Source organism: Streptomyces ficellus, assembly GCF_009739905.1.
In the GTDB taxonomy this organism is placed as follows: Bacteria; Actinomycetota; Actinomycetes; order Streptomycetales; family Streptomycetaceae; genus Streptomyces; species Streptomyces ficellus_A.
Window position 1 is genome coordinate 733,531 of record NZ_CP034279.1, and the last position, 12,468, is coordinate 745,998.

Below are 12,468 nucleotides of genomic sequence, written 5' to 3' on the forward strand. Positions count from 1 at the left end.
ACGATGAACGACGCAGCCACGCATCGAACGGTGGGCGGCCACGATGGGGCGGTGGCACCCCGGCACCTGGCACCGCTCGACCGCGACGAAGCCCTGAGGTTGCTGGGCACCGTTTCGCTGGGGCGCATCGTCTTCAGCCAGCAGGCCCTGCCGGCTGTCCGGCCGGTCAACCACCTCATGGACGGTGAGGACATCGTCGTCCGGTTGCACGACGGCGCGTCGCTCGCCTCCATCGTGGCTCCGACCGACGCCACGGGGGTCGTGGTGGCCTACGAGGCGGACGTCATCGACCCGGTGACGCATCTCGGCTGGAGCGTCGTCGTCACCGGATACGCCCGCCTGGTCACCGACGAACGTGACCTCGCCCGCTATGCGGCGGCCCTCCGCCCCTGGGCGCAGCACGACGCGATGAATGCGGCGCTGCGCATCCGGCCGGACCTGGTCACCGGCTCACGGCTCATCGCGGAGCCGGCGCACCCTGCACCGCGTACGGAACGTACCGTCGACGACTCGTGATCATCCCGGCTGGGCGACCGGCGCCCGCCAGAGGAGTCTGGTGCCGCCTTCGGCCGGCGCCTGGACATCGAAGGCCCCACCCACACTCCTGGCCCGCTCCTCCAGGTTACTCAGCCCGCTGCGCCTGCCGTCGGCCGGAATGCCCCTGCCGTTGTCCGTGACGATGAGGACGACCTCGTCCGCCGTGGCCTGCAGGGACACCTCGACGCGTGTCGCGTGCGCGTGGCGGGCCACGTTGCTCAGCGCTTCGCCCAGGGCTGCCATGACGTGGTCGGCCACCTGCGGCGGGACATCGGTGTCGAGCAGGCCCTCCATGCTCAGGCGTGGCGGGAAGCCGAGCGTGGTGCCGGCCTCGCCCACGGCACGCGCCACGCGAGCGCGAAGGCTCGGACCCGTGTCCTCGTCACGGGCCCGCAATCCGAAGATCGTGGAACGAATGATCTTGATCGTTTCGTCGAGATCTCCGACGGCACGCGAGACGCGTTCGGCGGCGCCCTCGTGCTGGACGAGCCGTGCGGCGCTCTGCAGGGTCATCCCGGTCGCGAACAGCCGTTGGATGGCGAGGTCGTGCAGGTCCCGCGCGATGCGGTCCCGGTCCTCCAGCAGCGCAAGCTGTTCGGCGTCGTTGCGCCGCTCGGCCAGCTCCAGGGCGAGCGCGGCCTGACCCGCGAACGCCCGCAGCGGTTCGAGCTCCCCCTCGGTGAACACCGGCTCACCCACGGAACGTGCCAGCAGCAGAACGCCCCGGATGTCCCTCGTCTCGGTGCCCAGGGGAACGGCCACGGCCGGGCCGAGACCGTCGAAGCGACGGGGCGCGGCCGTGTACCGGTCGTCCTCAGCCAGCCCTGTCGTGGTCACTGGCGTGCCCGCCCGGTAGGCGGCCCCGGACAGGGTGCCCCGGACGGGCACCACCAGGCCCCGCCGGGGCTCGTCGTCGGCACCGATCGCGAGTTCCACGACGAGGTCGTCCGTACCGGCGACGGGCACGGACACATCCGCGAGCTGTGCACCGGTGATGTCCTGGGCGCGGCGGGCAATCAATTCCAGCACGTCCAGCCGGGGGCTCCCGGAAAGGAGGCTGTTGGTGATCTCCGCGTTCGCCTGCAGCCAGCGCTGCTGTCGCTGAGAGGCTTCGTAGAGTCGGGCATTGTCGATCGCCACACCCGCGGCCACCGACAGCGTGGCGATCACCGACTCGTCCTCGGCGTCGAAGTCCGCACCACCGTGCTTGTCCGTGAGGTAGAGGTTGCCGAAGACCTCGTCGCGTACGCGGATGGGGACGCCGAGGAACGTACGCATCGGCGGGTGGTGCGCGGGGAAGCCGTACGACGCCTCGTGGGTGCCGAGATCGGTGAGCCGCAGCGGCTCCGGGTTGCGAATGAGCTCGCCCAGGATGCCGTGCCCGGCCGGCAGCGGCCCGATCCTGGCGATCTCCGCCTCCGTCAGCCCGACGGTGAGGAACTGCGACAGTGTCCGGCCGTCGGGGCCGATCACACCCAGCGCTCCGTACTGGGCGTCGACGAGCAGCGCCGCCGCTTCCACGATCCGCCGCAGCACCTGGGGAAGGTCCAACTCCCGACCGACCGAGACGACGGCCTCCAGCAGGCTGTGCACCCGGTCCCTGGTGCCGAGAGCCGCGTTGATGCGCGCCTGAAGCTCCTCCAGCAATTCGTCGAGCCGCATCTGGGGCATCCGCGACAGCGGCTCCTCCACGCTCACTGCGCCTCCTCCGCCACCGTCCGCTCTGCATTCCAGCGTATCGGCCCACAGCGGCGGTCCGGGGGTTGCGCACGCGGCAGAACATGGCCGCCCGTGGACGGCCGTACGCATGGCGCCCTCAGAGCAGAGGCTGATCGGCACCGGACGACGACCATGCGGTCCCTGCCCGGGAGACGCTGAAGAAGCCAGCCACTTCACGGGACGGGCCTCCCTGACCACCTGGCTTGGGAACCTCAGACCTCGCCGGTATCGGTGCCGGGAATGCTGCACCACAGCTGCGAGAGTTTTACGGGCGAGTGGCCGGTGGCACGAGGGTGTTGTCGCTGGTGTGCCCTGCGAGATAGTCCTCGATGTTACGCACGGTGGTGTCGATGATCTGTCCGACGGCGTCCTGCGTGAAGTAAGCCTGGTGGGAGGTGATCAGCACGTTCCGGAACGTCATCAGGCGGGCAAGAACGTCATCGGTCATCACCTCCAGGGACTTGTCGAGGAAGAAGACACCGGCTTCCTCCTCGTAGACGTCCAGCCCCACACCGTCGAGGCGGCCGGCACGCAGCGTCTCCACCAGGGCCGGTGCGTCGATAAGGCCGCCGCGGCTGGTGTTGATCAGGATGGCGTCGCGTTTCATGAGCCCCAGTGCGGCGGCGTCCACCAGGTGATGGGTATCCGGCACCAGCGGCACGTGCAGGCTGATCAGGTCGGCCTCCGCGAACAGCCGGTCTCGCTCGACGTACTCCATGCCCAGCTTTCGGCATTCGGCATTCTCGGTGAGGTCCCAGCCGAGCAGGCGCATGCCGAAGCCGTGGGCGATCCGGGTGAAGGCGGTGCCGATCTTGCCCGTACCCAGGACGCCGACGGTACGGCCGTGCAAGTCACGTCCCATCAGACCGGTGAGCCGGAAATCGAATTCCCGGGTCCGGCCCGTCGCCCGGACCAAGCGGCGGTTCACCGCGAGGGCCAAGGCCCAGGCGAACTCGGCCACGGCGTACGGGGAGTAGTACGACACCCGGGCCACACCGATGCCGAGCCTGCGGGCCTCTTCGACGTCGATGTTGTTGTAGCCGGTGGAGCGCTGAACGATCATCCGTGTGCCGCCCTGGGCGAGGATCCGCAGGACACCCGCGTCCAGCGCGTCGTTCACGCTACTGCTGACGATCTCGTAACCGGTGGCCGTCGGCGCGGTGTCGTCGTTGAGGAACAGCTCGAGGCAGCGCAGACGGCTCCGTCCCTCAAGCGCCGTCTCCAACAGCGGACGCTCGTCGGGCAGCACCCCGTACGCGACGATCTCAGCCATGGCCCTGCTCCTCTCCCGTGACCGCTGCGCAAGACGTCCAGCGCAGCAACCAGGCGTTTGGAACGATCAGCGAACAGCTCCGGGGCAGGAGCACACGACCGACCGAGCTCACCAGCATGCCGCCAGACGCTCCGATCCCCGCAGCCACTCACCTGGCGCCTTGGGCGTGCAGCCCTGATGGCCCAACACCGGGCCGGCGTGCGTACCACCAGCGGTCCGAGAAGGACTCACGAGGAACAGTCTTGTGGGATAACCACAAGACCGTACTTTGTCGTGGATGACGTCTCCCACCCCCGGTGCCAGCAGACGGCCGGCTACCTGACGACTCATCAGCAGTGTCAGCATTGGGTCTACTAAGCCGACCACAGACGACCACATCTGAGAACCCCGGTCGCGCGCACCAGAGGCTGCCGGAGCGGCGAGGAACCAAATCCGCTCTCGAGTAAGGGGCCAAGTTGCCACGTTCGGGTACGCACTCGACCCCGCCCCACATCATTGCAGCTCAGCGCACCCTCCCCCGCGGTTTCAGCGTTACCGGCGGGAGTGCGGGGGCCGGGAGGCGGCCGCCGTCGTAGCCGTACACTTCGCCGAAGCGGGTGCCGGTCGTCCAGTCGTCGCGGGCGCGGGCGATCTCGTCGTGGGAGCGGCCCACGAAGTTCCACCACATGACGATCTCCTCCTCGAAGGGCTCGCCGCCCAGGAGCATCAGGCCCGCGTCCGAGGTGGCGCGCAGAGGGAGGGAGGTGCGGCCGCAGCCGAGGTAGAGCATCGAGCCGGGCAGGACGGGGACGTCGTCGACGTGGGCCTCGCCGGACATGGAGAGGACCGCGTACTCGAAGTCGGGGTCGAGCGGCAGGTTCGTTTCCGTGCCGCCGGTGAGCGTGAGGTCGGCGCCGACCAGAGGGCTGTAGATGGTGCCGGGTGAGCGTGCGCCGTCGAGGTCGCCGAGGATGACGGTGGCCGTCAGGCCGGGCGCCGTGACGTGGGGGAGGTCCGCGTGGTGCTGGAAGTGGGGCTCGACGTGGCGGTGGGCGTCGGGCAGGGCCACCCACAGCTGGGCGCCGTGCAGGAAGCGGGCGTGGGGGCGGGGGCTCTCCTCGGAGTGGGAGATGGCCTGGCCGGAGGTCATCAGGCCCAGTTCGCGCGGGCGTACCGTCTGGAGGCTGCCCGTGCTGTCGCGGTGCAGGACCTCGCCCTCGTGGAGCCAGCTGACGGTCTGGAGGCCCATGTGCGGGTGGGGCGGCACCTGCATGCCGGGTTCGTCGGCGATGTCGTCGGGCCCGTAGTGGTCGACGAACGCCCAGGCGCCGACCATGCGGCGGCCGAGGTTGGGCAGCAGGCGGCGCACCTCGGTGGATTCACCGAGCTGTACGCGGCGGGGGCTGAGGAGCTCGCGCACCGGCTCCGCGACGACGAATCCGCGGCCGCCGCACACGGACGGCACGGCCTGACGATCAAGGTTGCTCATGCCGCCCAACCTAACCGTGCGCGTATGTCGGGCGTGAGGGTTTGTCAGGCTCGGTACGCAGCGGGTCACACCACCCGTTCGCCGGGGCAACATGGGGCATAAAGCGGGCATATGACGTGCCATATGGACACTCACCTGCCCGAGCTCCGGGCCGCAGCCCGCCGTATGGGGCGCCGTCACTTCCTGACCGTGGCCGGTGCCGCCGCCGCGCTGGCGTTCACCACGCACCTGCCGGCCGCCGGTGCGGCGAGCCGTACCGCGCTGGACGCCCGGAAGATCAGCGCGTACCCCTTCACCCTGGGCATCGCCTCGGGCGACCCGCTGCCGGACTCCGTCCTGCTGTGGACGCGGCTCGCGCCCGCCCCGTTCGAACCGGACGGCGGGCTGCCGGCGCAGCGGGTGGAGGTGCAGTGGGAGGTGGCGTACGACGAGCAGTTCTACGCCCTCGTCAGGAGCGGGACCGCGACCGCCCACCCGGAGTACGCCCACAGTGTCCACGTGGAGGTCCCGGGGCTCGACGAGGACCGCTCGTACTACTACCGCTTCCGCGCGGGCACCTGGATCAGCCCGGTGGGCCGGGCCCGTACCGCTCCCTCCCCCAGCTCCTTCTGGGTGCCGTCCATGAGCTTCGCCGCGGTCGCCTGCGCCGCCTACTTCGACGGGTACTACACCGCCTACAAGCACGTCGCGGACGAGGACGTGGACATGGTGGTGCACCTGGGCGACTACATCTACGAGTACGGCGTCGACTCGGCCGGCGGCCACCGCGGGTACACCGACCGGAAGCTGCCCGCGCACTTCAACACCGAGACGGTCACCCTCCAGGACTACCGGCTGCGTTACGCGCTCTACAAGAACGACGCCGACCTGCAGGCGGCGCACGCCGCGCACCCGTTCGTCGTGACCTGGGACGACCACGAGACGGAGAACAACTACGCGGGGGCGGTCGCGGAGAACGGCGTACCGCCGGAGGAGTTCCTGCTGCGCCGCGCCGCCGCGTACCGCGCCTACTGGGAGAACCTGCCGCTGCGTCCGCCGCAGAAGCCGGCCGGTGCCGACATGCGGCTGTACCGGCGGCTGCGGTTCGGGCGGCTGGCCCAGTTCGACATCCTGGACACCCGCCAGTACCGCTCCGACCAGGCGTACGGGGACGGCTGGCAGGCTCCCGGGCCGCTGACGATGGACCCCTCGCGCACGATGACCGGGGCCGAGCAGGAGCGCTGGCTGCTGGACGGGTGGAAGACCTCGGACGCGGTGTGGAACATCGTGCCCCAGCAGGTCACCTTCGCCCAGCGGCGGGACGTCCCCACGGCGGACTACCGGCTCTCGATGGACGCCTGGGACGGGTACGCCGCCTCCCGCAAACGCCTCCTCGACGGGGCGACCGCCGCGGGGGTGGACAACCTGATGGTGCTGTCCGGTGACGCGCACGTCGGGTACGGCTTCGACCTGAAGGCCGACTTCGACAACCCGGCCTCCCGGGTCGTCGGTACGGAGATCTCCACGACGTCCCTCACCAGCGGCCGGGACGGCGCCCAGAAGCCCGGCAACTGGATCAGCCTCACCCAGGCCAACCCGCACCTGAAGTTCTACGACGGACGCCGTGGCTACACCGTCGTGCGGCTGGGCCAGAGCAGCGCCGGGATCGACTTCAGGACGGTGTCCGCCGTCACCAGGCCGGGCGGCACGCTCAGCACGGCCGCCTCCTTCACGACGAGCGCGGGCACGCCCGGCCTCCAGCCCGCGTGACTGCGGCCCGCGGGCGCGGGGTCACCCGTTCGGCGCCACCCACGGGCACTTCGGGCCCGCCCGGCTTTGCATGGGGCCATGGGCGACCTCACCTACCGCGCGGGACCTGCTGTGGCGGCGGCCCTGTTGTGCCTGGCCGGATGCTCCGTCGCCGCCCCCTCGCCCCGGGAGAGGGCGGTGGCCGCGATCGACGCGCTCTGCGAGGACCTCGGGGCGCTGCGGATGAACGCGGGCAGGCTGAACGACCTCAGCCCGCGGTCGAAGGGGCGGGACGAACTGCGGGACCTGCGGGAGGAGGTCGCCCACGACCTCGACCTCGTGACGCGCAGTGCGCGGGACGTGCGCAAGGCCCGGGCGCGCGGGGTCTCGGCCGCGTACGACCGGGTCAGCAGGGCCATCGACGACCTGCCCGGGGGCGCGACGGGCGCCCAGGCGTCGTCGCGGATCAGGCCCCACCTGGAGGCGCTGGACCGGGCCATCGCCGTCTCCCAGGCGTCCGTGAAGTGCTGACGCGCCGGCGTACGGGCGCGCCGGTGCGCCGGATCCGGGGGTGGGGGTCGTGAACGGGCGGACCATGGGGAGTTCCGCGCCGACGCCCGGGCCGGATGAGCCGCTGCTGCGCCGCCGGTACGCCCGTCTGCTGCTGCTGGCGACGGCCATGGGCGTGCCGATCGCGCTGGCCTGCTTCTTCTTCGTGGGTGCTCAGCACGCGCTCCAGCACGCCGTTTGGGAAGACCTGCCCGAGGCGGTCGGCTACGCCGAACCCCCGTGGTGGTGGCCGCTGCCGGCGCTGCTGCTGGCCGGGTTGCTGCTGGCCCCGGTCGTCACCCGTGTGCCGGGTGGCGGCGGGCACCTCGCGGTCCACGGCCTCGCCAAGGCGCCCAGCGAGCCGGCGGCCGTGCCGGGGGTGGTCTTCGCGGCTCTGGCAACCCTGCCCCTGGGTGTGGTGCTGGGACCGGAGGCGCCCCTGATGGCTCTGGGGAGCGGGCTGGCCCTGCTGGCCATGCGGCGGACGCGGCGGGAGGCGGACCCCAGGACGGCGATGGTGCTGGGGACCGCCGGGTCGACCGCCGCGATCTCGACGATCCTGGGCGGTCCGCTCGTGGCGGCCGTCCTGGTCGTGGAGGCGGCCGCGCTCGCCGGGCCGCAGTTGGTGACCCTGCTCCTGCCCTGCCTCCTCGCGAGCGCGGCGGGCGCGCTGGTGTTCACGGGGTTCGGCCACTGGACGGGGCTGAAGATCGGTGCGCTCACCGTGCCCAAGGTGCCGCCGGCCGCCAACCCGGACGCCGGTGACTTCCTGTGGGGGATCCCTCTGGCGGTGGGGGTGGCCCTGGTCGTCTCGGTGCTGCACCGGCTCGGGGACGTCACGGCGGTCTGGACGGCGCGGCGCACGGCCGTGCGCACGGTGGTGTGCGCCGTGGCGGCGGGCGTGTGCGTCGCCGCGTACGCGCTGATCACCGGGCGGTCACCGGCGGAGGCGGCCCTGTCGGGCGAGGAGACGCTGGGGGCGCTGGCGGGGGATCCGGGGTCGTGGCCGGTCGCCGCCCTGCTCGTCCTGGTCGTCTGCAAGGGGCTGGCCTGGGGCGTGTGCCTGGGCAGCCTGCGGGGCGGGCCCATCTTCCCGGCGGTGCTGCTGGGCGCGGCGATGGGGGTGGCGTGCGCGGGGCTGCCGGGCCTCGGGGCGGCGCCCGGACTGGCGGCGGGGATCGCCACGGCGACGGCCACGGTGACCCGGTTGCCGCTGGCGAGCAGTGTGCTGGCCGTCCTGCTGCTCGGCCGGGACGGGGCCGATCAGATGCCGCTGATCGTGGTGTGTTCCGTGGTCGGTTTCCTCACCGCCCGGCTCGTCGAGGACAGGACCGGGCCGAAACCCGTGGCCGGCGGCGCAGCGCCCGCCGGGGCCGCCCGGTGAGGCCCGCCGGGGTCGCCCGGGGCGCCGGGTGAAAGGTCCCGCCGGGGCGGAGGGGGCGTACCGGTCGAGGGCACGGCCGCTGACCGTGCTGAGCGCGGCCGCGCTGGTGGCGGCGTACTTCCTGCTGCCGCTGGACTCCCTCGGGCCTCATCGCCCCGCCGTGAGCTGGTCGGTGTTCCTCGTGTCCGTGGGCGTGGTGGCCGTGCTCCTGCTGCGGCAGATCACAGCCGTGACGCTGGAACGGCGCGACACCCGGCCGGGTCTGGTGATCCCCCTGCTCATGTGCCTGTCGGTGCTGGTCTTCGCCGCCGCGTACTACGGGCTGGCGAAGCAGCCGGGCGAGTTCGCGGGGCTGAGGACCAGGCTGGACGCGCTCTACTTCACCCTGGTCACCCTGGCGACGATCGGCTTCGGGGACATCACGCCCCAGGGGCAGGGAGCACGGTTCGTGACGATGCTTCAGATCCTGTTCAACTTCGTGTTCCTCACCGCCGCGGCGACCTCGCTGACCCGGCACGTGCGCGGCCGGGTCGGCGAGCGCCATGGGCGGCGCGGGGGCCCGGGGGATCAGCCGCGGTAGCCCTCCAGCAGCCGGAGCCACACCTCGCTGATCGTGGGGTACGCGGGGACGGCGTGCCAGAGGCGGGCGACCGGGACCTCGGCGGTGACGGCGATGGTGGCCGAGTGGAGGAGTTCGCCCACCGCCGGGCCGACGAGGGTGACGCCGAGCAGGATCTCGCGTTCCAGGTCGACGACCATCCGGGCGCGGCCCCGGTAGCCGTCCGCGTAGAGGCCGGAGCCGGCGACGCCCGCCAGGTCCTGGTCGACCGCCCGGACGCGGTGCCCGGCCGCCTCCGCCTCGGCGAGGGTGAGACCGACGGACGCGGCCTCCGGGTCGCAGAAGACGACCTGGGGCACGGCGGCGTGGTCGGCGGTCGCGGAGTGCGCGCCCCACGGGCCGGTGTCCGGCGGGGCTGCCCCGTCGGCGCGGACGCCGATGGCGGCCCCGGCGATCCGCGCCTGGTACTTGCCCTGGTGGGTGAGCAGGGCACGGCGGTTGACGTCGCCGACCGCGTACAGCCAGTCGGTGCCCCCGACCAGGCAGGTGTCGTCGACGGACAGCCAGGAACCGGGTTCGAGGCCGACGGTCTCCAGGCCGAGGTCGTCCGTGCGCGGGGCGCGGCCGGTGGCGAAGAGGATCTCGTCGGCCTCCAGGCGGGTGCCGTCGTCCAGGGCGACCGTGACCGGACCGCCGGGTTCCGGCCGCTCGACGGCGGTGACGGAGACGCCGGTACGGATGTCGGCGCCGGCCTCGGTGAGGGCGTCCGCCACGTGCTCGCCGACGAAGGGCTCCATCCGCGGGAGCAGGCCCCCGCCGCGTACCAGGAGGGTGACGGCGGAGCCGAGCGCCTGCCAGGCGGTGGCCATCTCGGTGCCGACCACTCCCCCGCCGACCACGACGAGACGGCCCGGCGCCTGCTGGGCGCTGGTCGCCTCGCGGCTGGTCCAGGGGCGGGCGGCGGCGAGGCCCGGCAGGTCGGGCAGGACGGCGCGGCTGCCGGTGCAGACGGCGACGGCGTGCCGGGCGGTCAGGGTCTGCCGTGCACCGTCGGCCCCTTCGACGGTGACCCTCCTGGGGCCGTCGAGCCTGCCGCGACCGCGGTGGAGGCGGGCGCCGATGGAGTCCAGCCAGTCCACCTGGCCGTCGTCCTTCCAGTGCGACACGTGGCCGTCGCGGTGGGCGAGCACCGCGGGGGCGTCGAGCGGGCCCTGGACGGCTCCGCGCAGGCCGGGGACCTTGCGGGCGTCGGCGCGGGCGATCGCGGGGCGCAGCAGCGCCTTGCTGGGCATGCACGCCCAGTAGGAGCACTCGCCGCCCACCAGTTCGTTCTCGACCACCGCGACGCTCAGGCCCGCCGCGGCGGCCCGGTCGGCCACGTTCTCGCCGACGGGGCCTGCGCCCACGACGACGACGTCGTACTCCACCGTTTCAGTCATGGGGCCAGTCTGGTGGTACGTGTGCGCGGGGGCCACATGGGCAGTCGGAATAGCGCGGCTCCGGGCACGGTTGTCCGGGGTCCGGGGCGATCCCCCACGTAGATCGGGAAGAGGTAGGCAGCATGGGCACCGTAGAGCTCACCAAGGACAACTTCGATCAGGTCGTGAGCGAGAACGACTTCATCCTGATCGATTTCTGGGCTGCTTGGTGCGGACCGTGCCGCCAGTTCGCGCCGGTCTTCGAGAGCGCGTCCGAGCGCCATCCGGACCTGGTGTTCGCGAAGGTCGACACGGAGGCGCAGACGGAGCTGGCCGCGGCGTTCGAGATCCAGTCGATCCCCACGCTGATGATCGTCCGTGACAACGTCGCCGTGTTCGCCCAGCCCGGGGCGCTGCCCGAGCCGGCCCTGGAGGACCTGATCGGGCAGGCGCGCCAACTGGACATGGACGAGGTGCGCAAGTCCATCGAGGAGGGCAAGGCCGGGGCATGACCCGGACGACGGCGCACTGACCGGCGGGACGCCCCGGAGGCGCGTCAGCGCTCCAGTACCAGTGCCAGGCCCTGGCCCACGCCGATGCAGAGCGCCGCGAGACCGGTGCCGGAGCCGGCGGCCGCGAGCTGGTGGGTCACCGCGCCGGCCAGGCGGGCGCCCGAGGCACCCAGCGGGTGGCCCACGGCGATGGCGCCGCCGCGCGGGTTGACCACCGACGGGTCCAGCTCGGGCCACTCGGCGAGGCAGCCCAGCGACTGCGCGGCGAACGCCTCGTTCAGCTCGAACGTGGTGAGGTCCGCGAAGGTGCGGCCCGCCTTGGTGAGGGCGCGCTGGACGGCCTCCACCGGTCCGAGGCCGAACAGCTGCGGCTCGATGCCGGTGACGGCCGAGGTGCGAATGCGGGCGAGCGGTTCGCGGCCGCAGGCCTTCAGCCCCGCCTCGTCGACGAGCAGCAGCGCGGCGGCGCCGTCGTTGAGCGGCGAGGCGTTGCCGGCCGTCACGGTGCCGGTGCCGTCGGTGCGGAAGGACGGCTTCAGCTTGGCCAGGGCCGCCATGGAGGTGCTGTCGCGGATGCACTCGTCACGGACGAGGTCCACGCCCGCGTACGGCACGACCTCACCGTCGTAGAGCCCTTCCGCCCAGGCGGCGGCGGCCTTCTGATGGCTCGCCAGCGCGAAGGCGTCCTGCTGTTCGCGGGTGATCGCGTGCTTGTCGGCGATCAGCTCGGCGCCCTCGCCGAGGGAGACGGTCCACTCGGCGGGCATCCTCGGGTTGGTCATGCGCCAGCCCAGCGTGGTCGAGTGGAGCTGCTGGTGCCCGGCGGGGAAGGCACGCTCGGGCTTCTGCAGCACCCAGGGCGCCCGGGACATCGACTCGACGCCGCCCGCCAGGACGACCGAGGCGTCCCCGACCGCGATGGCGCGGGCCGCCTGGATGACGGCTTCGAGGCCGGAGCCGCACAGGCGGTTGACGGTGACTCCCGGTACGGAGACGGGGAGACCGGCGAGCAGCACGGCCATGCGGGCCACATCGCGGTTGTCCTCGCCGGCGCCGTTGGCGTCGCCGAAGTAGACGTCGTCGAGGCGCGCGGGGTCGAGGCCGGGCGTACGGGCCATGAGCGCCTTGACGACGTGGGCGGCCAGGTCGTCCGGACGCACGGAGGCGAGGGCGCCGCCGAACTTGCCGATCGGCGTGCGGACGGCGTCGACGATGTAGACGTCGCGGGTGCTCATCGGGTGCTCTCCCCTGACCTCGGCTGTTCGCCGGGGGAAGCGTCCTTCCTCCCCGGCCTCGCCCGAGTCTCCGTCCGGGGTCCGTC

The 12,468-nt window shown here is 72.3% G+C and carries 11 protein-coding genes; 6 read left to right on the forward strand and 5 right to left on the reverse strand.

The genetic code is table 11. The features are described 5' to 3' along the window. Window positions 1–3 precede the first annotated feature (3 nt). The gene (locus EIZ62_RS03155; RefSeq protein ID WP_156691189.1) at window positions 4–516 is read left to right on the forward strand and encodes a pyridoxamine 5'-phosphate oxidase family protein; all 513 of its coding nucleotides are present in this window, start codon (window positions 4–6) and stop codon (window positions 514–516) included. Here EIZ62_RS03155 and EIZ62_RS03160 read toward each other — a convergent pair whose 3' ends face one another. From EIZ62_RS03160 to EIZ62_RS03170, 3 genes are all read right to left on the reverse strand, one after another. Continuing rightward, window positions 517–2,235, reverse strand: coding sequence for a sensor histidine kinase (locus tag EIZ62_RS03160; RefSeq protein ID WP_425281792.1), 1,719 nt, complete (start codon window positions 2,233–2,235; stop codon window positions 517–519). A 286-nt stretch (window positions 2,236–2,521) separates the two neighbouring features. Further along, entirely contained in the window at window positions 2,522–3,529 is a 1,008-nt protein-coding gene (locus EIZ62_RS03165) for a 2-hydroxyacid dehydrogenase (RefSeq protein WP_156691190.1), read from the reverse strand. A 502-nt stretch (window positions 3,530–4,031) separates the two neighbouring features. Next, on the reverse strand, window positions 4,032–4,997 hold the full coding sequence (locus EIZ62_RS03170; RefSeq protein ID WP_156691191.1) for a pirin family protein: 966 nt from the start codon (window positions 4,995–4,997) through the stop codon (window positions 4,032–4,034). A 123-nt stretch (window positions 4,998–5,120) separates the two neighbouring features. On the opposite strand from EIZ62_RS03170, the gene EIZ62_RS03175 reads away from it, so the two are divergent. The 4 genes from EIZ62_RS03175 to EIZ62_RS03190 all read left to right on the forward strand — a co-directional run bounded on the left by EIZ62_RS03175 (window position 5,121) and on the right by EIZ62_RS03190 (window position 9,238). Beyond that, on the forward strand, window positions 5,121–6,746 hold the full coding sequence (locus EIZ62_RS03175; protein WP_244375415.1) for an alkaline phosphatase D family protein: 1,626 nt from the start codon (window positions 5,121–5,123) through the stop codon (window positions 6,744–6,746). A gap of 78 nt (window positions 6,747–6,824) precedes the next feature. Beyond that, complete coding sequence (locus EIZ62_RS03180; RefSeq protein ID WP_156691193.1) at window positions 6,825–7,256, forward strand: hypothetical protein; 432 nt, start codon at window positions 6,825–6,827, stop codon at window positions 7,254–7,256. A 49-nt stretch (window positions 7,257–7,305) separates the two neighbouring features. Continuing rightward, a complete protein-coding gene (locus EIZ62_RS03185; protein WP_425281793.1) occupies window positions 7,306–8,658 on the forward strand; it encodes a chloride channel protein in 1,353 nt (450 codons plus the stop codon). A gap of 85 nt (window positions 8,659–8,743) precedes the next feature. Continuing rightward, a complete protein-coding gene (locus tag EIZ62_RS03190; RefSeq protein ID WP_167536467.1) occupies window positions 8,744–9,238 on the forward strand; it encodes a potassium channel family protein in 495 nt (164 codons plus the stop codon). Here the strand turns inward: EIZ62_RS03190 and EIZ62_RS03195 are convergent. Beyond that, window positions 9,226–10,656 carry a dihydrolipoyl dehydrogenase family protein gene (locus EIZ62_RS03195; protein WP_156691194.1) on the reverse strand — a complete coding sequence of 477 codons (1,431 nt, stop codon included), beginning with the start codon at window positions 10,654–10,656 and terminating at the stop codon, window positions 9,226–9,228. The two genes, EIZ62_RS03190 and EIZ62_RS03195, sit on opposite strands and share 13 nt — an antisense overlap. A gap of 122 nt (window positions 10,657–10,778) precedes the next feature. Here EIZ62_RS03195 and trxA point away from each other — a divergent pair, with 122 nt between their 5' ends. Beyond that, complete coding sequence (gene trxA, locus EIZ62_RS03200) at window positions 10,779–11,147, forward strand: thioredoxin (protein ID WP_156691195.1); 369 nt, start codon at window positions 10,779–10,781, stop codon at window positions 11,145–11,147. Window positions 11,148–11,191: 44 nt separating this feature from the next. Here the strand turns inward: trxA and EIZ62_RS03205 are convergent, their stop codons facing one another. After that, window positions 11,192–12,382 carry a thiolase family protein gene (locus tag EIZ62_RS03205; RefSeq protein ID WP_156691196.1) on the reverse strand — a complete coding sequence of 397 codons (1,191 nt, stop codon included), beginning with the start codon at window positions 12,380–12,382 and terminating at the stop codon, window positions 11,192–11,194. Window positions 12,383–12,468: the final 86 nt, after the last annotated feature.